The 25,186-nt window shown below is 61.1% G+C and carries 30 protein-coding genes and 1 pseudogene; 27 read left to right on the top strand and 4 right to left on the bottom strand.

Annotated features, from left to right (window positions below):
• The first annotated feature begins 18 nt into the window (after positions 1-18).
• The 22 genes from BW971_RS13490 (at position 19) to BW971_RS13380 (ending at position 15,705) form a co-directional block, all read left to right on the top strand.
• Complete coding sequence (locus tag BW971_RS13490) at positions 19-1,029, top strand: HK97 family phage prohead protease (protein WP_076480432.1); 1,011 nt, start codon at positions 19-21, stop codon at positions 1,027-1,029.
• Positions 1,030-1,117: 88 nt separating this feature from the next.
• A complete protein-coding gene (locus BW971_RS13485; protein WP_076480431.1) occupies positions 1,118-2,218 on the top strand; it encodes a phage major capsid protein in 1,101 nt (366 codons plus the stop codon).
• A 20-nt stretch (positions 2,219-2,238) separates the two neighbouring features.
• Positions 2,239-2,583 carry a hypothetical protein gene (locus BW971_RS21220; protein WP_143690365.1) on the top strand — a complete coding sequence of 115 codons (345 nt, stop codon included), beginning with the start codon at positions 2,239-2,241 and terminating at the stop codon, positions 2,581-2,583.
• A 68-nt stretch (positions 2,584-2,651) separates the two neighbouring features.
• Positions 2,652-3,239: a hypothetical protein gene (locus BW971_RS13475; protein ID WP_076480427.1), complete on the top strand. Its 588-nt coding sequence runs from the start codon at positions 2,652-2,654 to the stop codon at positions 3,237-3,239.
• Entirely contained in the window at positions 3,239-3,553 is a 315-nt protein-coding gene (locus BW971_RS13470; RefSeq protein WP_076480425.1) for a hypothetical protein, read from the top strand. Before BW971_RS13475 ends, BW971_RS13470 begins: the two co-directional genes overlap by 1 nt.
• Positions 3,553-4,038 carry an HK97 gp10 family phage protein gene (locus tag BW971_RS13465; RefSeq protein ID WP_076480423.1) on the top strand — a complete coding sequence of 162 codons (486 nt, stop codon included), beginning with the start codon at positions 3,553-3,555 and terminating at the stop codon, positions 4,036-4,038. Before BW971_RS13470 ends, BW971_RS13465 begins: the two co-directional genes overlap by 1 nt.
• Positions 4,025-4,510, top strand: coding sequence for a hypothetical protein (locus BW971_RS13460; RefSeq protein ID WP_076480421.1), 486 nt, complete (start codon positions 4,025-4,027; stop codon positions 4,508-4,510). Before BW971_RS13465 ends, BW971_RS13460 begins: the two co-directional genes overlap by 14 nt.
• 16 nt (positions 4,511-4,526) lie before the next feature.
• Positions 4,527-4,706 carry a hypothetical protein gene (locus BW971_RS13455; RefSeq protein WP_076480419.1) on the top strand — a complete coding sequence of 60 codons (180 nt, stop codon included), beginning with the start codon at positions 4,527-4,529 and terminating at the stop codon, positions 4,704-4,706.
• A complete protein-coding gene (locus BW971_RS13450; RefSeq protein ID WP_234974403.1) occupies positions 4,693-5,685 on the top strand; it encodes a phage tail tube protein in 993 nt (330 codons plus the stop codon). Before BW971_RS13455 ends, BW971_RS13450 begins: the two co-directional genes overlap by 14 nt.
• Positions 5,685-6,074: a hypothetical protein gene (locus tag BW971_RS13445; protein WP_076480415.1), complete on the top strand. Its 390-nt coding sequence runs from the start codon at positions 5,685-5,687 to the stop codon at positions 6,072-6,074. Before BW971_RS13450 ends, BW971_RS13445 begins: the two co-directional genes overlap by 1 nt.
• 8 nt (positions 6,075-6,082) lie before the next feature.
• Positions 6,083-6,274 carry a hypothetical protein gene (locus tag BW971_RS13440; RefSeq protein ID WP_076480413.1) on the top strand — a complete coding sequence of 64 codons (192 nt, stop codon included), beginning with the start codon at positions 6,083-6,085 and terminating at the stop codon, positions 6,272-6,274.
• A gap of 18 nt (positions 6,275-6,292) precedes the next feature.
• Positions 6,293-8,401, top strand: a complete 2,109-nt coding sequence (locus BW971_RS13435; protein WP_143690363.1) for a phage tail tape measure protein — start codon at positions 6,293-6,295, stop codon at positions 8,399-8,401.
• Entirely contained in the window at positions 8,398-9,240 is an 843-nt protein-coding gene (locus tag BW971_RS13430; protein WP_143690362.1) for a phage distal tail protein, read from the top strand. Before BW971_RS13435 ends, BW971_RS13430 begins: the two co-directional genes overlap by 4 nt.
• Positions 9,241-9,261: 21 nt before the next feature.
• Positions 9,262-10,374, top strand: a complete 1,113-nt coding sequence (locus BW971_RS13425) for a hypothetical protein (protein WP_159441863.1) — start codon at positions 9,262-9,264, stop codon at positions 10,372-10,374.
• A gap of 22 nt (positions 10,375-10,396) precedes the next feature.
• Entirely contained in the window at positions 10,397-10,837 is a 441-nt protein-coding gene (locus BW971_RS13420) for a hypothetical protein (RefSeq protein WP_143690361.1), read from the top strand.
• The gene (locus BW971_RS13415; RefSeq protein ID WP_143690360.1) at positions 10,831-11,301 is read left to right on the top strand and encodes a hypothetical protein; all 471 of its coding nucleotides are present in this window, start codon (positions 10,831-10,833) and stop codon (positions 11,299-11,301) included. The genes BW971_RS13420 and BW971_RS13415 overlap by 7 nt, the downstream gene beginning before the upstream one ends.
• Entirely contained in the window at positions 11,298-11,747 is a 450-nt protein-coding gene (locus BW971_RS13410) for a hypothetical protein (protein ID WP_143690359.1), read from the top strand. The genes BW971_RS13415 and BW971_RS13410 overlap by 4 nt, the downstream gene beginning before the upstream one ends.
• A gap of 122 nt (positions 11,748-11,869) precedes the next feature.
• The gene (locus BW971_RS13405) at positions 11,870-13,120 is read left to right on the top strand and encodes a C1q-like domain-containing protein (protein ID WP_143690358.1); all 1,251 of its coding nucleotides are present in this window, start codon (positions 11,870-11,872) and stop codon (positions 13,118-13,120) included.
• 323 nt (positions 13,121-13,443) lie between these two features.
• The gene (locus BW971_RS13395; protein WP_076480398.1) at positions 13,444-14,238 is read left to right on the top strand and encodes a hypothetical protein; all 795 of its coding nucleotides are present in this window, start codon (positions 13,444-13,446) and stop codon (positions 14,236-14,238) included.
• Complete coding sequence (locus tag BW971_RS13390) at positions 14,235-14,882, top strand: hypothetical protein (RefSeq protein WP_143690357.1); 648 nt, start codon at positions 14,235-14,237, stop codon at positions 14,880-14,882. Before BW971_RS13395 ends, BW971_RS13390 begins: the two co-directional genes overlap by 4 nt.
• Before the next feature lie 65 nt (positions 14,883-14,947).
• A complete protein-coding gene (locus BW971_RS13385; protein ID WP_076480394.1) occupies positions 14,948-15,187 on the top strand; it encodes a hypothetical protein in 240 nt (79 codons plus the stop codon).
• A 149-nt stretch (positions 15,188-15,336) separates the two neighbouring features.
• The gene (locus BW971_RS13380) at positions 15,337-15,705 is read left to right on the top strand and encodes a histone-like nucleoid-structuring protein Lsr2 (RefSeq protein WP_076480392.1); all 369 of its coding nucleotides are present in this window, start codon (positions 15,337-15,339) and stop codon (positions 15,703-15,705) included.
• A 69-nt stretch (positions 15,706-15,774) separates the two neighbouring features.
• Here the strand turns inward: BW971_RS13380 and BW971_RS13375 are convergent, their stop codons facing one another.
• Positions 15,775-18,042 (bottom strand): type IV secretory system conjugative DNA transfer family protein, encoded by a 2,268-nt coding sequence (locus tag BW971_RS13375; protein WP_159441862.1) that lies wholly within the window; start codon positions 18,040-18,042, stop codon positions 15,775-15,777.
• Between the two features lie 142 nt (positions 18,043-18,184).
• Entirely contained in the window at positions 18,185-18,343 is a 159-nt protein-coding gene (locus tag BW971_RS21505) for a hypothetical protein (RefSeq protein WP_159441861.1), read from the bottom strand.
• A gap of 344 nt (positions 18,344-18,687) precedes the next feature.
• Here BW971_RS21505 and BW971_RS21215 point away from each other — a divergent pair, with 344 nt between their 5' ends.
• Positions 18,688-19,332 carry a hypothetical protein gene (locus tag BW971_RS21215; RefSeq protein WP_143690355.1) on the top strand — a complete coding sequence of 215 codons (645 nt, stop codon included), beginning with the start codon at positions 18,688-18,690 and terminating at the stop codon, positions 19,330-19,332.
• An 8-nt stretch (positions 19,333-19,340) separates the two neighbouring features.
• Here the strand turns inward: BW971_RS21215 and BW971_RS13360 are convergent, their stop codons facing one another.
• The gene (locus tag BW971_RS13360; RefSeq protein ID WP_076480384.1) at positions 19,341-20,819 is read right to left on the bottom strand and encodes a recombinase family protein; all 1,479 of its coding nucleotides are present in this window, start codon (positions 20,817-20,819) and stop codon (positions 19,341-19,343) included.
• A gap of 51 nt (positions 20,820-20,870) precedes the next feature.
• Between BW971_RS13360 and BW971_RS13355 the strand changes: the two are divergent.
• The 4 genes and pseudogenes from BW971_RS13355 to BW971_RS13340 all read left to right on the top strand — a co-directional run.
• A pseudogene (locus BW971_RS13355) lies at positions 20,871-21,470 on the top strand (ATP-binding protein); the annotation flags it as partial.
• A complete protein-coding gene (gene dprA, locus BW971_RS13350; protein ID WP_076480382.1) occupies positions 21,467-22,636 on the top strand; it encodes a DNA-processing protein DprA in 1,170 nt (389 codons plus the stop codon). The pseudogene BW971_RS13355 and the gene dprA, both read left to right, overlap by 4 nt.
• 54 nt (positions 22,637-22,690) lie before the next feature.
• On the top strand, positions 22,691-23,539 hold the full coding sequence (locus tag BW971_RS13345; RefSeq protein ID WP_076480380.1) for a siderophore-interacting protein: 849 nt from the start codon (positions 22,691-22,693) through the stop codon (positions 23,537-23,539).
• 60 nt (positions 23,540-23,599) lie between these two features.
• Positions 23,600-24,508 (top strand): tyrosine recombinase XerC, encoded by a 909-nt coding sequence (locus tag BW971_RS13340; RefSeq protein WP_234974402.1) that lies wholly within the window; start codon positions 23,600-23,602, stop codon positions 24,506-24,508.
• A 4-nt stretch (positions 24,509-24,512) separates the two neighbouring features.
• On the opposite strand, the gene BW971_RS13335 is transcribed toward BW971_RS13340, so the two are convergent.
• Entirely contained in the window at positions 24,513-25,109 is a 597-nt protein-coding gene (locus tag BW971_RS13335; protein WP_083709965.1) for a M23 family metallopeptidase, read from the bottom strand.
• Positions 25,110-25,186: the final 77 nt, after the last annotated feature.

The following is a 25,186-nucleotide window of genomic DNA, read 5'->3' as shown; positions in this document are numbered from 1 at the left end:
TATTCCGCGTATAAAGCTATGAGCAAGACGCAGAACAAACGACTCAAACTGTTCAACCTCGACATCAAGTCGGTGGATGAAGAGAAACGCCAGATCACGTTCTGCTTCAGTGACGATAAGGAAGACCGTCAGGGCGAAGTCGTCGATCAGGCGAGCTGGCAGACCGACAACTACATGGCCAACCCGGTCATCCTGTGGGGTCACGACCCGAGTGAGCCGGAAAACGTTCTGGGCCAGGGCGTCAAGCTTGATCTGAACAACAACGGGCGTAGCTACATCACCGCTCAGTTCGACGACGACGACGTCAACCCTCGCGCCGGCATGATCTTCAAGCAGCTGCTGCGACGCACGCTCCGCTGCGTATCCGCCGGGTTCATCAACCACAGCTGGGAGGTCGAAGAAGACGTCCCCATCCTGCGTGACAACGAGTTGCTCGAAGTCAGCATCGTTCCAATCCCGGCGAACCCCCGCGCGATCGCCCTGGCGCTCAAAGACGGTGGGCTGACCACCAAGGACGCCCGCTGGATGATGGACAGCATGCGCAAGGAGGCCGATCAGCTGGAAGCGCAACTGAAGCATGACAATAACGAATCAGGAGAATCCATGGACGAACTCAAGACCCAAATCGCAGCACTCACCGACACCATCGGCAAGATCGCCGAATCAGTCAACAGTGTGAGCGAGCAGAACGCCGCCATCGTGGCCAAGTTCGAAGCCGACGAAGCCGCTCGCGCGGAGGCTGAGAAGCAAGCGACCGAGAAGGCAGAGGCAGACGCCAAAGCCGCTGCGGAGAAAGAAGCCGCAGACAAGGCCGAGGCCGACAAGAAGGCCGCAGAAGAGAAGGCTGAGGCGGAACGTGTTGCGGCTGAGGAAGCGGAGAAGAAACGACTCGAGGAAGAAGAGGCAGCTAAGGGCGGCAGTGATGACCAGCCCGGTGCTGACACGGACGAGTTCGATGAAGACGCTGAGCTCACCGACGAAGAAAAGGCGCAGATCGACCGAGAGCTTGAAGAAGCACTCGCAAACTAACAACAACCCGGCTTAACAGACTACACCGAACGCACCTAGTGGAAGGAGGTGATGTTAGCCATAACTACATATCCCTAAAGGGGGTGATATGACAAAACGTAAAGATTATATAGACGCTCGACTCAAAGAGCTGCAAAAAGAAAAAGCCAAAGACAACACCACGACCTACCAGAGCGTACGCAAGAACGAGTCCAACGAGGACGCACAGCTTGCGAGCGCATTCTACAAAGCATTGGCCAGTCGCGACGGCACACAACGCGACGAGGTAAACGCCCAGGTCTCGAAGCAGTACGAATCCAAAGGCCAAGTCATCGGTACTCCCGGTGCGGGTACCGCCGGCGGAATCCTGGTTCCAACCACTGTCGCCGACAGCATCATCACGCAGATGCTCTACGTGTCACCGATCCGCCAAATCTCGAAAGTCATCTCGAACATGCCGGCACAGCTACAACTGCCAAGTGAGGCGTCAGTCGTCCAGGCGTACTGGGTTGCCGAAGCCGGCGCGATCACGGCGTCGCAAGAAGTATTCGCACCGAACGTGCTGACTCCATACGAAGTGGCCGGCCTCGACACGTTCTCAAACCAGGTGCTCCAAGACGCGGCAGTCGTGCCTGACCTCCAGACGTGGGTCGAGCAACGCTTCGCGCTCGCTCTGGCCTTGCAAGAGAACCAGGCGTTCACCAACGGCACGGGGAGCGGTCAGCCATACGGCTTCCGTAGCTCGTACATCACACCGACCGCAGTCGCACAAGCCGGCGCAACTGTCAGCTACAGCGATGTGACCAAGCTGATGTTCGCACTCGGCACCGCCTACCGCAGCAACGCTGTCTTCGTGACTTCGAGCGCTGGGGCATTGGCATTGACCAACCTCCGAGACACGCAGGGTCGTCCGATCTGGCGCGACGGACTGGCGAACGGCAATCCACCAACGTTGCTCGGCCGTCCGGTCTACATCGTCGACGAGATCCCATCGAACTTGGGCGCGGGTACGAACGCGACCGAGCTGTGGTTCGGCACCTTCGGGCAGAACTACATCATCGGTGACCGTCAAGGCCTGTCGATCGACTACGGCACGAACGCCAACGACTTCGCGACCAACCAGATCAGCTTGCGCGTCGTGAAACGCGTCGCCGGTATGCCGATCCTGAGCCAGGCATTCGCGAAACTTTCTGGCGTGATCGCCAGCTAATTGAGGAAGGAGAATAGAACATGGCAAAGACAATTACACTACTCGCTGATGTCTGGGGCTACGGTTGCCTCGGTGACGTCATCGCCGTCGACAGTGATCAGTTCGACCACCTGAAGAAGCTGCAAGATCGCAGCCCTGAGGGCGTCAAGCTGTACAAGGAAGGCGAACACACGGACGTTGACCACCCGGTCACGGCCGAGGAAGCCGCCCGCGAGGCAAGCAGAAACAATGAGCCAGCTCACGTAGCTGACGTTGACCTGACTAAGACCGAAACCGACAACGTCGATGTTCCGGTCGCTCCGCAAGCGGTCGTCGACCCTGCACCTGCTGCCGACAAACCAGCAGCTACCGCGAAGAAAAAATAACACGCAACACAAAGTTACTTGCACCGCGCTTTCAAAGGCGCGGTGTTTGTTTTATATTAACCACATCAATGAGCAGTATTATTTCCGTCGAAGACCTCAACACCTATGCGGGCAAACAGCTCTCCGACGGTATTGCTGCTCAAGCGGTCAACGCTGCCAACCAATACGTCGAGACGGTGACCCACCGGGTGTGGGGCGAGACACGGACCGTCACGAATGAGCGCTACGACCTGAGCACGTCCCTGTGGCTCCGTCAGATGGACGTGGTGAGCGTCGATGGGCTGACGTTCGGCCGGCCCGGCACACCGCAGAGCACTGTTGACCAGAGTGCCTGGTACTACGAGGGAGCCGGCCGGATTAACCTGTTGGGCTACGGCGCGTCAGGCGGCTATGGCCCCGGCTACGTCGGGGTGAGTTACACCTACGGCGTCGCCGAGGTGCCCGACGACCTGGTGCAGGCGACGCTCGCGATCGCGATCGGCCTTTACAACTACGCCTCCGCTGGTGGGCGCGACATCGTGGCCACGTCCATTGATTCGTACCGGGTTCAGTACGCCGGCTCGGTTCGCAGCAGCGGGCTCGGTGGGGCGGCACCGACCAGTCAGAACGACCTGAACATGTCAGTCATCAAGAGCTACGCCAAGAGGCACCTCTGATGGACAACACCATGTTCAAAGACAGCTGCGATATCTGGCGCAACCAACGCGTCAGCTCGAGCCAGCGTGCCAAGACGTTGCTTACGTCCGACGTTGACTGTCTGTTCATCGCTGCCAACGCCGAACGATCGATCCGCAACAGCTGGGAGGTGGGCAAGACGTTTCGGGTCTACTTCCCTCCGGATATCGACGTGCGTGAAGGTGACTCATTGAAGCAAGGCGACGACACCTTCGCGGTCACGTCAGTCAGCCCCTTCGTCGGCTTCGGGCCGGTAAGTCATCAGGCGGTCGTAGCGTCGCGGGAGAGCCGCTGATGGACGCAGTGCAGTTCAACATCAAGATCGATCAGCAACAGGTCGCAGACCTGTTCAGACGCGCTCCAGCAGCGGCAGTGGCGCGGTTCAGCAAGATGACACTGCGCAATGCGATCCGAATCCAACGCGAAATGCGCGAGAGAGCGGGTGTCGGCGTGACGGGAGACCTGCGTCGCTCAGTCACATACACGATCGACACGCATGGACTCTCAGCAGAAATCCGCCCGACGGCGTCGTACGCCGAAGCCGTGGAGTGGGGGAGTCCACCGCGACATGTCAGCGCGGCACCGGGAACGCCACTCGCCCGCTGGGCGGATCAGAAGGGGTTGAATCCGTACGCCGTGCAAGCGTCGATCGCGGCCAAGGGGACGGTGGCGCACCCATTCATCCGACCGACCTACGACGCGATGCGCCCAGTGGTTGAGCGCGACATGGCCGATGACGTCGCGGCGTTCGTGCGGGAGATGAACAATGGCCGCGTTTAAGGGCAAGAGTCGCCAGATCAGAGACGCCCTCATGGTGGTCATGAGCGACATCACCATTGACCGTGACGGCAACGGCGAGACGCCGGCGTTCCATCACGTCACCGCCTCGACCAAGACTGTGTTCGATGGGGTGCCGGTATGCCAGGTGCTGCCGAACGATTACCCGACCGATCCCGGCTCGGTGGCGCAGCAAGATCGCACGGTGAACTTCGTGCTGCGCGTGTATGTGCCGCTCGACGGGAACGACGTTGACCAGGAAACCACCGACTGGCTGTACGACCTGACCGACAAGATGATCGACGCGATCGCCATCGGCGACGTGACGAGCGCGCTGCATACTGCCGACCCTCAATTGAATACGTTGCTGCTCGATTCACGACGTGCGACATGGTCGACGCTATCGACGACGGCAGGAGTAATGCTGGCGTGCGACGTCGATGTAGAAGTTCGCTATTCAAAAGATTTATATTAGGTGTTAAATTATCGCTATGAATAGCAATAAAAGCGCAGACGAGAACTCAAAGAAAGACGTCGCCGATCAGGTCATTGCCAAGAAGAAACACTACTTCTTCCCGGACAGTGGTCACAGCGTCGAGGCGGAGTCATCAGAGGAGGCACTCAAGAAGCTGAAGAAGAAAGAGCAAGAGGAAGTAGATGCCGCCAAATGATCCGTTTCTAGGTCGCAGAGTATCAATTGGTTTTGGAGTCGAGACCACACCGGGCACATCGGTTGCCCCTAGCTTCTTCTTCAAGCACTTGTCGCTGGACTTTCAGCGTCGCAAGACGAACATCAAGAATGAGAGCGCAATGGGGCGCAACGAGAAGTACAACGACAGCGCTGACGTCGCGTTCTGGGCAGACGGCAAGTTCGAAGGCAAGGTCGGCGACATCAGCATCGGCTACATCCTGGCCAATGTCATTGGTGCACCAGTCACCACCGCCAATGCGGACGCCTCGGGAACGGTCAAGAATCACACCTTCGACATCAGTTCGACGGTCTTACCACCAGCGCTGACGACCACCCGTATTGATCCCAAGACGAACCGTCGTCACGCCATGAGCTACATCTCGGACGTCGAGATCAAGATCGAGACTGGTGGTTGGCTGACCGTCAGCGGCAAGATCTCAGCCAAGAAGGGAGCGACCGGCACCGACACTCGCAGCTTTGTCTATGAGCGCGAGTTCACGAGCACGCACGTGTTCGCCAAGCTGGCGAACAACGTCGCGGGCCTCGCAGCCGCGTCAGAAGTCGACGTCAAGACGATCACCATCAAGTTGGTTCGACCTGTCGATCCGTACATACCGCTGCACGCAAGCGAACCAGCCTCGTTCGACCTCGGTGAGTTCGAGATCAGCAGCGAAGTCGTGCTGCGCTACCGCAACACCACCTACGAAGACCTCTGGTACAACAACACAATCCAGGCGTTCCAGGTGACGGCCAGCAACACCGACGTCACCATCGGCACGGCTACCAACCCGACGTTGACCTTTACCGTCCCGCGGGCGCGCGTGAATGACTTCGGCATGAATACCGACCTTGGCAACTACGTCGAGCAGACGCTCACCATTGACGGCGAGCTGGATACGGTCGCCGGCTACCTCGTACGTGCTGTGCTGACGAACACGCAGACGGGATACACCGCGTAATGGTCCGCGTCGTAGCGAACAAGAAGATCGACCTGACCGGGCTCTACGAGGGCTGGGGAAATGATTGCTATGCGGTCGTACGTCCCTGCACTACAGAGGAAGTCAAAGGCTTCTTCACCCGTGCCCAAGCCAAGGACGCCAACGGTGACGTGTTGCAAGACGACCTCATTCGCGAGCATTTCGTCAGCTGTCGGGGCCTGGTGGTCGACGATGACGGTAAGGAATCGGTTGGCGACCTGACTGTGGACGACGTCGTCGAGCTGCCGGATTTGAGTGACAAGATCGCCGCGGCCTGCATAAGGAGCGACCTCGACCCAAAAGCGTTACGCGAAGCGGCGCTGAGCTCGATGCAATCTATTGGCGACGAGAAAAGTACCGCGACGCGATAGTCCACGAGATGAGCGCGAACATTCCGCACGATGTCGAGATGGACATCATGTTAGTGCGTTACGCCGATAAGCGTGGCATATCTTACAACGAGGCGGCCGCCGACCCATTTCAAGAGATAGAGCGCGCGTTCTTCGTATGGTCGCTCGACGCCGAGCGTGATAAATTGAACGCAGATCGACAGGCGGCCCAGTCGCAATAGTCATCGGCATAACTCCATATGGCAAACATAATCTCAATCCTGCTACAGACCAAAGATGAGACCTCAGGGGTCTTTGGCAAGGTTGCCAGCAATATCACCGGCTCCGTGGGCACGATGGCCCGCAGCGTTCAGACCGGGATGAACCAAGCCGCGGTCGCGTTGGGCGCACTCGGCGTCGGGCTGACCGCGTTCGAGAAGCAGAGCATCGACTACACCTCGCAGCTCGTGGCGTCGGCCCGAGCACTGTCGCGTCAAAGCGGTGACACCATCGAAGACAGCTCAAAGCTGATCTACGTCTTCCAACGTATGGGCATGGGTGCCGACCAAGCCTCAGTACCACTTCGCATGTTGGCCAAACAGATCGCCGAGAACAGCGACGAGCTCAAAGACATGCACATCAACACCCAGAATGCGGACGGCTCGACGCGTTCCTTGTCTTCGGTGTTGTTCGACGTCGCTGACAAGTTCAAAGACATGCCTAACGGTGTCGACAAGACCAACGCGGCATTGAAGCTCTTCGGCCGTCAGGGCACCGACATGATCAAGGTGCTCAACCTGGGTAGTGACGGAATCCGACAGTTGGAGGATCAAGCAGCCAAGCTCGGACTAACGATTACGGACAAGACCGCGGGGGCGATCGCGACATATATTCAGTCGCAGAAGGATCTAACCGACAGCGCCAACGGGCTCAAGGTTCAGGTCGGCACCCTCACCGCTCCGGTATTGACTCGGTTCAACGAGACGATCCTCATGGTCGCGCAACGGGTACTGGACGCCAACACTCCGCTGGGCAAGATGGCAGTTTACTTCGCGGCGTTCGGTGGTCCCGTCGCAACCGCTGCTGGTGGCCTGCTCGGCTTCATGGCCAACGTCTTCACGATCAGCTCAGGGCTCGGACTGTTCGCGACCGCCATTCTCGGAGTGACCGGGCTGATCGCCGGTGGTGGCGGCTTGCTCTATGCGTTCGGCAACCTGCTGGGCCTGAACTTCGCGCCCCTGGAGTCATCAAGCAAGCGGCTGTTCGATCAGCTGATCACCTCGACGAACGATTCGATCACTCACATCAACGACCTCGCCAAGACGCCAGGCTGGGAGAAGCCCAAGTCCGCGGCCGACAGCACGATTGGTCAGGTGGCCCGGTACATGGATCGCACCTCGGACGCTCTCAAGAGTGGCGGGTTCAAGGGTGCTATCGACATGATCGGGAACGATCTTCGCGGCCTCGACATCAACGGCATCCTCGGTTCCTGGATCGACAAGTTCGCGAGTTTCCCGTGGGAACAACACACGGAGAACATCACCAATGGCATCGTGCGGATGCTTGGGGCGATGGCGGCCAACACTGATGCGCTGGTCGCCAAATCGACACCGTCACTGATCAAGATCGCGGAAGGACTGATAAGCGGTTTTATCCAGGGCATCTTCAACTACGCCGTCCAGAACCCCCTTGACTTCGCCTTGTTACTCATATCGCTCGGCTTCATGCCTGCCAAAGTTGTCGGAGCTCTAGGAGGTGTACTCGCGAAGATTCCGATCGCCGGGCCGATTGGCGACTGGATACTCGTCTCACTCAAGGCGGTAGGTGACTTCGTCACGGCCCCTATCAAGGGCTTCTTCGCCGGCGTCGGTGACGTAATGGTCAAGGGCATCAAGATTGGTTGGGACGGAGGGGTCGCATGGCTCAAAGGCATCGTCGAAGGAGGACTTGGAGGCATACGAAACTCGGTGCTGGGCATGTTCGACTTCGTCAAGGGCTTCAACTGGGGTGCAGCAATATCGGGTTCGGCCAAGGGGATCGGCAACGCGCTCATCGCGCTCCTGGAGGGTGGAATCAACGGCGCGCTCAAGAGCCTGCCGGGCTCACCAAAGATCTCCATCCCGCGCTTCGCCCGCGGCACGGACTTCACACCTGGCGGCACGTTCCTCGCCGGTGAGGAAGGACCGGAGCTCATCAGGGCTCCGCGGGGCTCGACCGTCTACACGGCGAGTGAGACACGACGCATGCTGTCAGACGGTGGAAGTGGCGGCGGCAACGCCTCGCTCAGCATCGCAAACCTGCACGTGCACAACGAACTGGACGTTCAGCGATTTCTCGCTGATATCGGGTGGAGGTTGGCACTGCCATGATCGTCACCCTGAACGGCCTGACTTTGAACGACCCAAACAGCGGGCTTGGCATCTACCTCGACGAGCCGATCGATGGGCTTGGCCTCGCGCCCATTCGTACCAGTACCGGCACCTACAGTGGACGCGACGGCGGGTATGTCGGCGCGCAGTTCTACGGCATGCGACTCATTACCTTCACCGGGAGTCTGTTCAGTTCGGCGGGTGCTGCCGGCGTCGAAGCCAACCGGCGGGCACTGATCGCGGCCGCGTCCGCATCAGCCATCGCCCTCACGATCGTGACCAAGGCGGGCAACTCCTACCTGATCAACTGCTACATCGACTCGCTCGATATCCCGGTGCGCAAGTCCATCAACTACGCCCCATTCAAGCTGACACTCATTGCCCCTGACCCGACCATCTACGACAACTCAACTGGCGGGGCGAACACAGCTACGGTCAACTTGTCCATCGGGGGCGGCGTGACGTGGCCGATTGCCTGGACACCAGTCGTCTGGGCACCGGGAGCGCAACCGACCACGATCAACAACACCGGCACCGTCCCCACCTATCCGGTCATCACGCTCACCAACCAAATGAGCAGCCCGATGATCATGAACAAGACCACGGGGCAGTTCTTCACGCTCAGCGGCCTCACGACGGCCGCTGGGGACATTGTCGTCATCGACATGAAGAACAGGACGGTTCTGCTCAACGGCGGCTCGATACTGCCTTACATGACGTCTGCCAGCACCTGGTGGTCGCTTGTTCCCGGCAACAACAGCGTCGCCTTGAGCACGAATAACAGCACTGACACCGTCGTGGCCACCGTCTCCTATCGGACGGGGTACCAGGGGATCTGAATGGACTTCGGTTCACCCCGCTTGTACGAGATCGAGCTGTGGAGCCCCAGCGGCAGCCGCATCGCTGACATCAGCCAGTTGTGCGTCAATCGGCGCTACACGTTGCAGCGCAACGAGGCCGAGACGCTCACCTTCAGTGTCGGTCTGTTCAAGTTTGAAAGCTTCTGTGCCAAGCACCTCGGCGGAGTCGATCCCGCGACGCTGCTTGCGCCCTACGTCACCGACGTCAAGGTCAAGCGAGCGGGCCAGTACCTGTTTGGAGTTCAAGTGGTCGACGTGTCGTTCACGATGTCGGCCGACTCAAGTTCACCCGGGCAGGGTGGCAGGGGGACGGACTTTATGGTCAACATCACCTGCACCGGCTACCTCAACCTCTTCAAGGATCGCTACACATCGAACCTGTACACGCAGGTCGAGCGAACGGCGATCGCCACCGACCTCATCACCACCACGCAGGCACAGACCAATGGCAGCGTCGGAGTCACGGTACCCGCAGGCCAATACGCCACGGGGTTGCTGACCGACCGGACATACCAGCGCGACAACATCAAGCTGAAGATCCAGGAGTTGGCGGCGCTGTCGGACTCCCCGTTTGACTTCGCCTTCACCTGGGACAAGCAGTTCAAGACCTACCAGAAGCTCGGAGCCAGACGGCAAGACCTGAACTTCATCTATGGCGGCCCGCTCGGCAACGTCGCCGGCTTCACCATGTCGCGCAGCGGTATCAACCTGTTCAACAAGGTCTATGGCATCGGCTCGGGGTACGGAACCGACCAGCTGACCAGCACGCAAGGGGACACGGCCAGTCAGCTCAACTACTACCTGCGCGAAACCATCTCGCAGTTCAACAGTGTCGTGCTGCAACCGACACTCGACCAGAACACCATGACGGCCCTGAGCCTGGCCAAGGATGTACTGGAGCTGCCAAAGGTGACCATCACCGGCCAGATGGTCGGCAAGAACTTCCTGAGTATCGGCGACCGGATCCCGCTGCAGGTGCAGGCCCACAGCTGGCTCAAGAGCGTCAGCGGGCTCTACCGCATCGAGCAGATGGACGTGTCCATAGATGAGAACGACTTCGAGCGCGAGATCGTGTTGACCTTCGACAACTACGGAGTCAATCAGAGTGAATAGGCTGGGCGGCACCATCGACAACATGGCGGCCACCGTCATCGGTGACATCTCGACAAACATCGAGACGCTGCGCAGCCGACAGCCGGTGGGGCGGGCGCTGGTAAAGCGTTCGTTCATCTCTCAGACCGCCAACGCGTTTGATGTCAACGGGTATTCGGTCCCCGCCAACCAAGCAGCGTTCTTCTACCTGCTGTTCACGGGCAACAACACCCAGGCGTTCCCCTACGGGGTGCCCTACGTCGCGGTCTACAACGGTGGCACCGACTCGGCACATCGGCTATCGGACTACTTGCAGGTCGACTCAACCGGCACGGGCTACTCGTGGGAAATTAACGGCACCTACTTCGGTCCGAACAAGGTCGGCTGGATCATCGCCATCGAGGCCGGCAGCAGCGGGGCGACGGTCTACATGAAGGTACGAACCATGACGACGTGCCCGGGCGGGTGGACGATGACATGGTGAAGACTCGCGTCGGCTTACTTCCGGAGAACCAACTGGTCGAGACCGTCAACACGATGGCGGACAACCTGCGCGAGCTCCGCACCTCCACCCAGTTCGTCGAGGCCAAGCTCTACGAGTACTCGAGCGCGGGTACCTACGACATGACGGGAACGCTGAGCTCATCGTCGGGATCGAACCAAACGTTGGCCCTGTTGATCGTCACCGCCACTTCAGTCGACAACGGCACGTTCTTGTCCACGTTCACGCCTGAGCTATGGATCCCGAACCTATCGACGCCTTACATCGACAAGCTCAACACCGACTATCTGGTGACCTTCAACCAGATCATCACTGACGACCCCACGAAGACGCAGTACTGGCTGTCCATCAGCGCACGCAAGGCGGTGAGCAGCCAGTCGTTCTACTTCAAGGCACACATCTACAGCACGGTGCCGATGACGGTGACGTTCGAGAGGAACCTATGAGCCGCCTCGGTCGACAAAGCGGAAGCGCGTTAGTGCAAACCATCTCGGATCTGCAGACCGCCACCGACGAAGCCCGCTCGAAGAACCAACCCTTCGGGGCGAACACCGTGCGTACGTACCGCCTGTACAACACGACCAGCAACAACGACATCAACCTGATGAACCTCACCACCTCCACGCCGCAGTGCGTTGAGTTCACCGTGACGCCGAAGGGCAAGGTGTTGAATCCAACTATCGTGTTCGACTTCGGCTTTCAGTACACGACCGTGTCCGGCACGGGGACGCTCTACTCCACCCATGCGCCGCTCGTGCCAGTGAACGGCGTTCAGAAGTTTCGGCTCTACCTGATCGCGTCGCCAGGCGCATCCTTCCCCGACCTGTCGATCGCCGCGTCTTTCTGGACCATCTCGGACGGGACGTACACCGTCGAGCAGGTCGCCGTCTAATTCGGTCTATCAAATTCGCGCACGTTGTTTTATATTGCGGACATAAACGTAAATAGGAACTAACCACTTTGGCGAAAATCGTTCAGAACTACGGGGGCGGAACAACCGACGAGTACGGGACGATGCTGGCGTTCGATCGCGCCATGTCGGGGAACATCATCCAGGGCCTGAACGTCGTCGCCAACAGCTCGCCAAACATGACCGTGGTGGTGCAACCCGGCGTCGGACTGATCCCGACAGGTACTAGCCCCAGCAACTACAACTACCGCGTTGGTATCGACACCTCAGGTGGAGAGTCGGTCACCATCGCCACCGCGGCGGCGTCTCCGCGGATCGATTACGTGGTCATGTACGTCGACAAGGGCGTCAGTGGCTCGACGTCCGGCTCCTACGTCAACAACACCAACAACGTGCTCAAGCTGGCTTCGGTCGCCGGCACGCCAGCTGGTTCGCCAAATCCACCGACAGTGAGCCAGATACAAAGCACTATCGGCTCAACGAACCCGTACGTGGTCCTGGCGCAGGTGGCCGTCGCTGCCAGCGTCACATCAATCACGAACCCGAACATCACCGACCTGCGGGTATTTTCTGCACCGGCAATGGTCAAGGCCATGACGCGACCCTCGTACGTGGACAGTGGGTGCCTCTGGTCGGCGACCTCGGGCCTGAACGCGTCGATGACTGCGGGAACGGTCTATCTGAACGTCGCTGGAACGTTCGTCCCTGTGGTGCTCTCCGCAGTGTCGTCGCAGACCTTCACTGCAAGCCAGGACACGTACGTGTACGCCAACTTGGCAGGCACGTTGGGCTACTTGCCGGTAGCGAACGGGGGTGCATTGCCGACAGTTCCTGCGAACAGCATCTGGTTGGCGAAGATCGTGACGGGCGGCAGTGCCGTCACCGGCGTTGCAGACTTGCGGCTAACTGCACCCGTTGCAGCAAACCCTTTCAAATTCGCCGTCTTCCGAAACGCTTCGTATGCGTTCCCATCGGGGACAGCCACGAAGATCCCATTCGACAGCAAAACCTTCGATACCGGATCCAACTTCGATGCGATCACGAGTTACCGATTCGTCGCGCCAGCAACTGGTTACTACCAGTTCAGCGGTGCCATTGAGATGACGGTTTTGGCGAATACGCACATGTTTGTGTCGATCTACAGGAATGGTGTCGAGTACTATCGGGGTCATGAGGGTCCGTCGACTCAGGGGTCAAATTCAAATTCTACGCGGACGGTATCACCACCGCTCATTTCCTTGAGTATTGGCGACTACGTCGAACTATATGGATTCCAGAATCAGGGAAGCAACGCTACGACTGGCACCGGACAGTTTGCGACTTACTTCGGGGGATATCTCGTTTCGACGAGCTAGGAGCTGAGAATGACGCAGCGTGAGCAAGAAAAATGGATCATAATCCACAGTCGCGAATTGCCGACAACAGCCATAGTCGAGCGATTGGCTTCATGTCTCATTTTTAGCCGGAAGACCAGGCATGGCGGATCGTGATGAGAGAGCTAAAGAGATCACACAAATCGTGTGCATCATTGCGGTGGTCGTCTTGGCCTGGGTTGATGCCCAGCCAAGCTTCGACGTGCCACAAGTGGCGTACTGGATTTTGGGTGGGATCGCGTTGGGTGTCCGTGACATCAGGAAGTTGTTAGGGGGTGGTGATGAGAGGACATAGACTCCTGGCAGTGAACACACTCGGGTACATCGCTGCGGTACCCAGGGCGATCATTGAACGGTTGCCGCAGATCGCCGTCGCTACGGTGTCACTAGCTTTGATCTGGTTCAGCGTCTCGTACGTGCTCGCCGAGGTCGACAAGAGAAACGTCGTCAACGCGCCGTCGTCAAACTTCCTGAACTACACCAGCGCCATAGTCAACAACTCACGCGAGGGTGAAGACATCACGTACACCCTTTGCCGCGACCACGATCAGAACTACCCGGTGACGGGTGTGCGCTCTGTCTTCGCCATACCGGAGGGAAAGACGGACAAGGACCGCATCTTCCTCTACAACAAAAGCATCCAGGGAGTCGTTAACGACAAGTGCCAGTCCTACCTCATCAAAGACTCCGAGCACCACTTCACGCCGGGCCGCTACCAGTTGACGCTGAACCTATCCTTCAAGGTCAAGTACGACATCGAGAAGTCGGCATACTTCAAGACCAACATCTTCACCGTTTATCCCCAACCGGTGGGAAGCAGTGACCTGCAGGGGCAGATCAAGGCGCTCACGCAGCGGGTTGAGGCGCTGGAGCGGCGACTTGGCGTCACTGTGACGGCAACGCCGGGTGCAGGACAGGCAAGTGCACCGGCGTCAGGCGAGACGGAACCTGTTCATCAGAACACGGCGACCGAACCGGTGACGAGTGCGTCACCAAGTGCCTCACCGACCACGCCAGCGCAGTCACAGGCGCAGGGTGTCCCGATCATCACGCCGCTGATAGATGGGGTCAACGGACTTCTCAAGGGGTTCGGGCTATGAGCTGGCAGCAGGTCATAGCACCAAACCCGATCATCGCGTGTATGCCCGGATGGTGCCTGACGTATGTGCAAACGGCCTTCCGCGCGCCCTGGGCTGGGTCATCAGCCACTGACGCGTGGAACCGAGCGCGCAGCAAGCATGGTGATGCCAACTTTCCCGATGGGGTGGCGGTCCCGGTGTACTTCGCAATGGCAGGTGTCGCAGACGGGCACATTGTGATTCGCGAGCCGGACGGCAGCATCTACTCGACGTCCCACCCGACGGCAAATACGCCCGTTCATCATTCGAGCCTGCAGGCGCTCTACTCGTATTACGGGGGACGGCTCACGCTGCGGGGATGGAGCGAAGATTTAAACGGTTTCTACGTAATCAGTCAGGAACCACAGAAAGGAGATGTTATGGATAGAAACGATGTTGTGGCACTGTACCGCGCGGTACTGCACAGGGAGCCTGAGAGCGACGCGGCAATCAACTCGCTGGTTGGCTTGAAGGCCGACGCGGCGCTGAATGCGGTCAGGAACTCGGGGGAGTGGCGCGGTCAAGATCAGGCGCTTAAGGCTGTACCTGCTGGAGACGATGAAGTCCTCGCGCAGTTGAATGCCTTAAAGGGCGCGATCAAGGCCGTAGCGTCCGCCGTGCAGTAAATAAGGTAATTCTTGGAGGTCATATGGATATATTTACACAAGCAACAGCATTAAGCGCGGCAGCCGTGCTGATCATCACTGAGCTGCTTAAACTCGTGCCGGTGGAGTTCACCAGCAAGTACCCCGCGTGGGTGAATGGAATCCTGTCAACCATCGCGGCGATCATCGTGGTAAAGCCCAGCTTCGACGTAGCGGACGTCGCCGGTACGGCTGGCACCGCGCTGCTCATCGCCGTGGTCGCGGCGGTATCGTATAACCAGTTCGCGAGCAAGCTGGTTAATACGACTACCGGAACCGTCGGTTAGCACCCCCTCAGCTTCGTGAGAGCCACTGTGAGCGCCGTGACTATAGATCGGCGCTCTTTGTGCATGTAGGGCTGGTTCGGCTGTCACGACGGCTCTAAACGCGTCATATGCTACTGTCGATTTGAGTCTAAGAACAAAAAGGGGCAATCATGGCGCGCAACGTACAGACCATCATCGAGTTCGTCGATGATCTCGATGGCACGGTTGTCGACGAGGGTGACATCAACACTGTGGCGTTTAGCTACAACGGCAAGTCGTATGAGATCGACCTGACAGACAAGAATGCGGCGAAGTTCGACAAAGCGATCCAGCCGTTCGTCGACGCCGCCGCCGAGGTGAAGGGTCAGCGCGGACGTGGAAGGAAGGCCGCGAGCGACGGTCGATCCAACACCGGCTCCGGGCGCAGCAAGGATCAGTTGGCGGCTATCAGGGAGTGGGCCGGGAAGAACAACTACGACGTCTCACCCAGAGGGCGGATTCGCGCTGAGATCTTGGATGCTTTTGACGCCGCACACTGAACCAGTCTGTGGTGGTCGGAGTCGAGGACGGGGTGGACGCCGTCGCACCAAACTTGCTTGTATTCAGGGCTATACATCGTCGATGTCTTTCTCGCCGGGGGTGTCGGTTACCCAGTCACGCGGCCGCTTATTCGCTGTACGGCGCTTAAGAGACTCAGTCTCGGTAAACCCGGCCGACTGCGACATCCGGTGCGCGCGCCGGACGATCTCGCCACCCATGCCGTACGTGGCTGCCGGGGGGTAGGTGGTCAGCGTGACCGGCGGCGCGATTCCACTGTTGGGCGTGGCGATGGTCGCGATGGCGTGGTAGCTCTGCAGATTCGCGAAGTCCTCTGCCGTGACCATGTTGTGGCTGGCCTCGCGGCTCAGCGTACGGCCGTCGTCGTGCTTGACCTTAAAGGCCACTTTGGTCGTCGCATTCGCCAGTACAGCTGCCTGCATGTCGCGGGTGAGCTGGTTCATCTCCTGATTGGCCAAGATCATCCCGAACTTCGCGGCGCGTGCTTTAGCCAGCATGGACTCGAAACCGATTGGAATTCGCATGATGTCGTGGAACTCATCGAGAAACAGGAAGTTGGCGCGCTCCGGGGTGAACGCTTGAACCGCCTGCCATGCACCGTTGATGAGCAGTACGGCCGCAAGTACGGCCGTCGTCGACTGGTCCATGCCTCGCATGTTGACGATCAAAATCTTGTTGTTCGCGATCAGGTCGTGCATCGAGAAGGCGGATTTGCTCTGATCGATCATGTTTGCCAGTTCCGACCGTTCGAACTGCCAATAGCGATTGAGGAGGGCCGTAAGGTTGGTCGACCTCTCACGATCGCTCATGGCTTTCCATTCAGTGAACCAGCGTGCGGTCCGGCGATCGGCGATGTTATTGACGATCTCATCGCGCCAGGCGACTTCATCTCTCCCGCGCGGATTGAGCAGCGGCTGGACATCGAGGAGGGTATAGGTCTTTCCGGTCGCGCGCCCAGCCTCCATCAGCGCCGTGATTGCGTAGTACAGCTGCTGGCGCATGTGGACACCTGATTCGTCCTTGTACACATTGTGGATCAGTTCGGTGATCGTGTCGGCGACAACCGAGGGCTTGCCGAACTCCATCGGGTTGTAACCGATGGCGCGCTCGGCGTCGGTGAAGTCCATGTAGATCACGTCTCCGAGGCGATGTCGCGGGACGTACTCGATTGCTCCTTCGGCCATATCCTTCTTCATGTCGAGGATGACCGCACCATGTCCCGCATCGACGACCGACTTGAATAGATTCAACATCCAGGTCGTCTTACCCATCGTGCTGATACCTGGCACCCAGGTGTGGCGGCAGGCCTGCTCGGCGTCATAGGCCAACGGTCGCTCCGCGCCGGCGAAGTTCGCTTCGCCGATGGGAAATCCTTGAATCGGAATCGCGCCCGACGGCGGCAGCTGTCGCACCGCGCCCGACACCAAACCTGCAACCTGGGGACCGTTGATTGGCCACCCGAGCACCCCGATCAGCTCCGACGTGTTCAGCATTGTCTTGAACATCGCGGGGGTGGTGCCCTCGTTGATTCGAGCGCTGATGGTCCGTGGTGACTTCTTGTGGGAGACGAAATACGCGTGGCTGTTGTTCTCCGACTTCAGTGCCTGTTCGATTCTGGACACGATGTCGCGAGCACGCTTGTCATCAACGGCGACCGCTCCGATACGGGCGATGGCGTTGAACGACGGCTCGACCACCTTGCTGCGTCGATCCTGGAGCTCGTCGCGACCCGCGGCAGGACTTCCGAGCAACATGCTCAACCACGAGGACTTCGAACTGCGGGTCGAACCGTCGGCTTCGGGAGCCTTAGGTTGGCGCGGGTGAGACACGACCCAGCTGAGTACGACATGCTCGCCCTCTCGCAGCGGGCCTGCAGACGCGAGCACCCGGTTCGCGTGGTCGGCGACGCTCGCCATGCGCAGCATCCTGGTGGTGTCGGTCATGTTGATCTCGACGCCGTACATCATCTCGAGCGGCTCGTCCTTGTCGTCGCGCACGGGGGTGATGACGATGTTCGGGATGGTGGCCCGCAGCTGTTGGATGAGATAGGAGTCAAGCGCGCCGACGTCCATCCCGTCTTGCGAGTCGAGCTGCTTACCCGAGAGCGGGATGCGGATGCGGTGTTCGAGCGCGAAGTTCTTCCCATGCAGCTCGAACACGATCGTTGGCCGGGACACCATCGCGCCGAGCTTGTTGTCCAGGCCGCCACCGGCGGATCGTACCCACGCCGCCACTTGCTCTTGCTTGACGTTTGGTGGAAAGACGATCCGGTAGGTCTTCCGACCCAGATCGCGACTTCGTTGACCCTGAATACCCATCGTGTACTTCAATCCTATCCAAGGAATCGCGCAGAGAAGCGCGATGGTCAATGTAGAAAGCAAGGTGTATATGAAATCTCCTTCCATATACACCAAGCTTCGCACATTCGCTAACTTTTGGGCGAATAATCAACTGTTCGTACTAACGCCGTCGGAAGAAGCCGGAGATCAACAAGAGCACCAAAATGATGATGCCGATCAGCACAATCACGCCGTACGACTGGACCAGAATGGGTCCGAAGTATGACGCAGCGATAAGCAAGGCGGCAAGCGCCCACAGCAAACCAGTTGAGTTTTTCATAAGGTTCCTCCTTTCTTGAACCGAAGTGACCTAGCAGGACATCTCACACAAGAGCTCGTCGCCTTGGGCGGGCACCACGCTCTGGGTGCTCGTGCCGCCCTGGCGATGAGGACGAAGGAGCCTTTCGGCTCGTATGAAGTTGTCGAGGAACACATACCCCCAGGTCAGACCTGATTGCTCCTTCACCGTAAACCGGCAAACCAGACAGGTCCAGCGTGTGAGAAGCATTGGGCACAAGTAGTCTGATCGCGCGAATTTTTGAGAATCCGTAACTGTGGCGATCCGTACCAAGTGTTCCCAATAATTCTCAGGTAGTTTCAAGTTGTTCTACTCGGAGGTGGTTGATGACGTCGCCTAAGACGCCGCAGGATCGAATAGTTACGGAATTGAAACAGCTGTGTGCTGGTGGTGACCTAGAGGTTGGAAACTTGGGTCTCGTAAACCCAGAGATCATCAGAAAGTGCCTCGGTGATGGTTCACTCGCCGAGACAGTCGATGTGTTGTCGAATCTGGTCGCCCAACTTGGATCAAGCAACAACGCTAACGCTGCACAGCAGGCCCTAGGAGTGCCCGTCAACGAATCAGCCGGACGAGTCCGTGAAGTGGTCGCTACGTCAACCTTCTACCGATACCGCAACAAGGGACTCGCGCAGCTTGCAGCTGTAATTCTTGACTACGGCATTAGCCATGACATCGGCTACGCTAAGGACTTGGTGTCCGAAACCGTTCACGAAGCCGAGAACGTGGTTGTCCGCAAGATCGAAGCGACCAACGCCAGCCCGGATGTTAAGAATGACATCCATGAGCTCGTCGACATGGTGTCAGAGCTAGTTGAAGACCACTTTCAGGTCATCAACGTCTTGCAAATCGTGAAGGCGAGTGGGCTGCTGCCGCACCTCAACAACAAGATCGAGGCCGCGAACGAGAATGGAACCCAGATGTTCCTGCGTGCGACCGAAATCATGAAGCGACTACGCGATTCGGTGTGAGGGGGTTACTACACCCGCCACCTGATCTCGATCAGGTCCGGATCAAACCGCCATTGCTTGTAGCCGGGGTAGGTGTAGCCGGGCACGCGTGGTCGTCGATGCACGATGATCTGATTGATCAGTTCCGCAAGGATGGTGCGTCTCCACTGCAGCGTCGCGTTGTCCCACGTCGCGGGGAAGTCAGCTTCGGTCTCCGCGTTGGCCAGCAGCGATGTCTCCCGCCCGAGCGCACGACTGATGGACTGTAACTCGGCGTCGAGCTGGGCCTTGGTCGCTTCGAACTGGTCCCGCGTCAGCAACCGATTGATGTAGTAGTCGGACGTAGCCTCCGCGATCCGCGCATCGATCGTCGCCTGACGAGTCCGCAACTCTTCGATTGTGTCCGAGGTGCCTTCGGCTTCCCGCATCGCCTGTACGAGTTCTGGCGTGCTCAGGCGGTACACCACGGCGTCGGTAACGAGGTCGAGGATGGGGTCTGACATTCGGGATACACGCCCGCACCCCCGCATTAGTCCGGTTTCACTGTCGGTGGTCCCGCAGGCGACGCAGGTTCGGTATGACCCGTCACGTTGCTGTTTGCTCTTATGACGCAGGGCTTGGCCGCACTCACCGCAGTAGAGGAAGCCTGTCAGTAGATGCTTTCGATAAACCCCTGGGTGTGACGACTTTCGACGATTGCGCTCGATGGCCACGTGCAGCTGCTGCCACTCCGTCTTAGTCAGGATGGCGGGGGACTGGGCAAGGTGGTCGACTCCCTCGTGTCGAACGATGCCGGCGTTGATGGGGCGGATGAGCACGTTGCGCACCTTCAACGCGTTCCACTCCTTGCCGTGCTGTGTGGTGACGCCGCGGCGGTTCAGGTCGACCGCGACGGACCAGTACGAGCCGCCAGCGATGACCGCCGTGGCCATCTCGCGGATCAAGGCGGCTTCGGTTTCGCGGAGGGACACACGCCGAGGCTCGAAACCGAACGGGCGCTGACCACCGAGGTACTTCCCCTCACGCGCTGCCTGGAGCTTTGCCGCCTTCTGTCGCTCCACCATGTGCTCGACCTCGTAGCGTGCTGCCGCCCCGATGATGCGCGCTTGGAATCGACCGGAGGAGGTAGCCAGGTCGAGGTGGCCGGCCTTGACCGTGTGCGTCGCGACGTGGCCCTGTTCGGAGTACGTCACATAGTCCTCAAGCTCCGTCGTTGAGCGATGCAGCCGGTCGGTGTGCCACGCGAGCACATAGTCGATTCCCCCGGTCTTGATCAGTTCGACCAGTTCCTCGTACGCAGGGCGCGGCTTCCCGGAGTAGGCGCTGAGGTCGTTGTCGACGAGTACATGATCAACGCTCACTCCGAGCCGTTCGGCAAGTTCCCGACAGTCCGCCTCCTGTCGCTCGACCCCCAACCCAGCTCCCGTCTTGTCCGACGAGATGCGGGAGTAGATTGCAGCTGAAGGCTGAATGATGTTGCGCTGGTGGGGGTGTGGACTGTCGTACATTGTCGTTACCTAACCTAATTATAGCAGGTTGGGTGTCCTTCTGTTTCATCCGACGAATGTGCCGAACTGAGTCCGAAGGTGCTCGACACGTTGCGAACACCGCTGGAGGAGGGCGAGATCCGCGTCCCGCGGCGGGATGGGACCGCCGCCTACCCTGCGCGGTTCCAGCTGATCCTGGCCGCCAATCCGTGCCCCTGCGCACCGGCCAACGACGTCGACTGCATCTGCTCGGCGACCACCCGCAGGCGCTACCTCGGTCGCCTGTCCGGCCCGCTGATGGATCGGGTCGATATCCGGGTACGCATGGATCCACCCGGTAACGCGGCGCTGATGAACCCCGTGGGGGAGTCGAGCGCGCTGGTTCGGGCACGGGTGATGGCAGCGCGCGCGGCGGCCATCGACCGCTGGTCCGACCACGGTTGGCTCACCAACTCGGAGGTGCCGGGATCGGCTCTACGGCAACGGTTCCGACTATCGCCCACGGTGACCCGTCCGATCGAGTTGTTCCTGCGCGACGGTCGCGTCACCGCGCGAGGAGCCGACCGCGCGCTGCGGTTGGCATGGACGTTGTGCGATCTACGCGGCGGTGAGTCCCCGACCGAGTCCGAGGTCGCACAGGCATTGTTGTTCCGGGATCGGGGGTACGCATGACCGACGACACCGTCCGATCGGCCTGGGCCTACCTGGCCGCCGTCGCCGAACCACCCTGTGCGGCGGTCGCGAACCTGGTCGCCGAGGTCGGTCCCGTGGAGGCCGCCGGGGCCATCCGCGATCGAACCCCGCTTCCCGGGCGTCATCGTGACGTCCGCGCTGCGACCGAGGCGCGTCATCACCTCGACTGCGCCGTCGACCACCTGCGCGTCGCCGAGGCGGTGGACGCTCGGTTGATCACCCCCGACGACGCCGAGTGGCCGGCCTGGCAACTGTTGCGCCTGTCCGTCGCCGACACCGCGACGCGAGGCGGTCCGCCGTTGGCGCTGTGGGTGCGTGGGCAGGCACCGCTCAGCGACGTGGTGGGCCGGTCGGTGGCTCTGGTCGGGTCTCGGGCCGCCTCGAGTTACGGCGAACACGTCACCGCGCGGCTGAGTTCCGATCTGGTCCTGGACGGGTGGTCGACGGTGTCCGGCGGTGCCTACGGTATCGACGGGGTGGCCCATCGGGCGACGCTCGCCTCGGGCGGGACCACGGTGGCCGTGTTGGCCTGCGGCATCGACCGTGACTACCCGGCGGGCCACGCCCGCCTGCTCTCCGAGATCGCGTCCACCGGGCTCGTGATCACCGAGTACGCGCCCGGGACCACGGCGGCCAAGCACCGGTTCCTCACCCGCAACCGTCTGGTCGCCGCCCTCTCGTCAGCGGTGATCGTGGTGGAGGCGGGTGCGCGAAGTGGCGCCGCCAACACCGCTGCGTGGGCTCGCAAACTCGACGTCCCCCTCGGCGCGGTGCCGGGGCCGGTCACCTCCGCAACGTCGCTGGGGTGTCACCGGATGATCGCCGACGGACAGGCGCACCTGGTGGTCGACGCCGGGGCGGTGTCGCGTCTGGTCGCGCCCGACGGCGGTCGGGTCGGCGACTCTGCCCTGGGTGGCCGGCCGGTCGTCACCGATCGGGTGACCGACATCCTCGACGAGACCGGACGTCGTGCCCACGACGCGATCCCGCGTCACGGCGCGGTTACCGTCACCGAGATCGCGGTGACCAGCGGTCTCACGGCCGCGGAGGTCCGGCCGGCCCTGGCGATGATGGAGGCCCACGGTCTGGTGGTCGGCGACGGCTCCACCTGGCGCCTGGCCGCCGAGCGGGATACGTCGAATTAGGGTCCCCTAAATCGAAGTGTATGGTCGAGTCGGAACTGCGAGTCGGGAGGCGACATGGCGAGAACTGCGATCACGCTGACGGTCCAGCGGAAGCAATGGCTGACCCCACACATGGTGCGGGTGTTCCTCGGCGGTCCGGGGTTCGCCCAGTTCGAGGCGACCGAGGACACCGACGCCTACGTCAAACTGATCTTCCCGGTGGCCGGCGCCGAGTATCCGGATCCGTTCGATCTGCAACGGATCCGAGCGGAACTCCCGGCGGACGCGCAGCCGACGTTGCGGACCTACACCGTCCGATCCGTGGACTCCGGCCGCGGTGAGCTCGCCATCGACTTCGTCGTCCACGGCTCCGAGGGTGTCGCGGGTCCGTGGGCGGCAGACGCCGAGGCGGGTGACGAGATCGCCTTGGTCGGCCCGGGTAGCGGATACCGACCCGACCCCGAGGCATCCTGGCACCTGCTCGCCGCCGACGAGTCCGGGTTGCCCGCGTTGGCGGCGGCGCTCGAAGGCATGCCCGACACCGCTCGGGTCAAGGCGTTCATCGAGGTCTCCGGTCCCGACGACGAGATCGAACTGACCGCGCCCAGCGGGGCTGACATCACCTGGGTACATCGGGGCGCGAGTTCCTTCGAGGTCGACGACGAGGGGGCGGGAGACAACGCGCCCCTGGTCGCCGCGGTCCGATCCTCCGAATGGCTCGACGGCGACCCGCAGGTGTTCATCCACGGGGAGGCCGCCGCGGTCATGCACAACCTGCGCAAGTACATCCGCAGGGAGCGGTCGGTGAGCGCGGCCAACGCCTCGATCTCGGGATACTGGCGCCGCGGTCGCACCGAGGAGGGCTTCCGCGAGTGGAAGAGCGACCTCCGGCGTGAGGAGGAGGCCGCCCAGCCCGCGGGGTGATCCGACCGACTCCGGTGCGTCGGCTTGCGCGGGCGGCGAACGCCGACTGTGGTGGTGGACGTGTCCTCCGGTGACGTCTTCGACGACTACGCGGCCTTTCTGCGCCTCGAACAAGGGCGCAGCGCCCACACCGTGCGCGCATACCTCGGCGACGTCCGGTCGCTGGTCAGTTTCGCGGGGGCACGGGGTGTGGGTGTCGGTGACATCGATCTCGCGGTGCTCCGGGCCTGGCTGGCCGAGACCGCACGCCGCGGTTCCGCGCGCACGACGGTCGCGCGCCGGGTGTCGTCGGTGAAGTCGTTCTGCGCCTGGGCCACGCGCGACGGCCTGCTGGGTACTGACCCGTCGACACGACTGGAGGCACCGAAGGCGCACCGCGTGCTGCCGTCGGTACTCGGCACCGATCAGGTCTCCGACGTGCTCGACTCCCTGCGCACCGACCCGTCCGACGGCACCGGTGATCCGGTGGCCCAGCGTGACCGGGTCATCGTCGAGGTGCTGTACGCCACGGGCATCCGGGTGGGGGAGTTGTGCGGGCTCGACGTCGGCGACGTCGACTTCTCCCGGTCGGTGCTGCGAGTGCTCGGCAAGGGCAACAAGGAGCGCACCGTCCCGTTCGGCGCCCCGGCCCGCGACGCGGTGCAGACCTGGCTGCGCGGCGGGCGCGGTGACCTCGCCACCGCCGCATCCGGTGACGCTCTGCTCCTGGGGGTACGGGGGCGACGGCTCGATCAGCGGGCCGCGCGGACGGTGGTGCATCGGGTGGTCGCGACCCGTCCCGACGCTCCCGACATCGGGCCGCACGGATTCCGGCACTCCGCCGCCACGCATCTGCTCGAAGGTGGTGCCGATCTGCGGGTGGTGCAGGAACTGCTCGGTCACGCGTCGCTGGCGACCACCCAGCTCTACACCCACGTCGGCGTGGAACGACTGCGGGCGGTCCACGCCCAGGCGCACCCGCGGGCGTGAGCGATCACCGCTCCAGCGGCAGCAACCGCACCCGCAACGCGCTCACCAGGCCCAGCGGGTTGAGGTACGTCGCCGCATGCCCCGCCCCCCGGCGCGCGCCCCAGTGCAGACACCCCGCGGTCGGACAGCCAGGGTGGCCGGCGAGCAACGTGCCGATCGGATCCCCACGGGCGACGGATTGACCCGCACGGACGCCGGGGTCCACCGGTTCGTAGGTGGTCAGCAGACCATCCGGGTGCAGGATCGACACCACCGGCCGTCCGGCGACGACGCCCACGTGGTGGACGGTCCCCGCTCCGGCGGCGACCACCACCGTCCCCGGCGCGGCGGCCAGATCCACGCCGCGATGGCCCGGCTGCCACCGGTGCTCACCCGGTGAGAACGGGGTCACCACCCTGGGACGCGGTTGGATCGGCCAGCCGTAGCCGCCGGTCGACGCGCTGATCGGCGTGGCCGACGCCGGTGACGGCGCGACCCACAGGCCCACGACCAGCACGGCGATCTCGAGCACGGTCACCACCGCGACCGGTCGCCACGGACGGTCGCGCGGGTGCGACCCGGCGCGGTGGACGGTCGGGGTCGTGTTCGGCGGGGTTCTCATCGATCATCGGACGCACCGGCTCCACCGGCGGATCCCGGCTCGGTGAAAATCCAGCTCACCCCGCAATTTCGTGGTTG

This window comes from Williamsia sterculiae, assembly GCF_900156495.1.
Lineage (GTDB): Bacteria > Actinomycetota > Actinomycetes > Mycobacteriales > Mycobacteriaceae > Williamsia_B > Williamsia_B sterculiae.
Note: the sequence above shows the minus strand (reverse complement) of the source record. Positions and strands in the feature narration are given on the sequence as shown.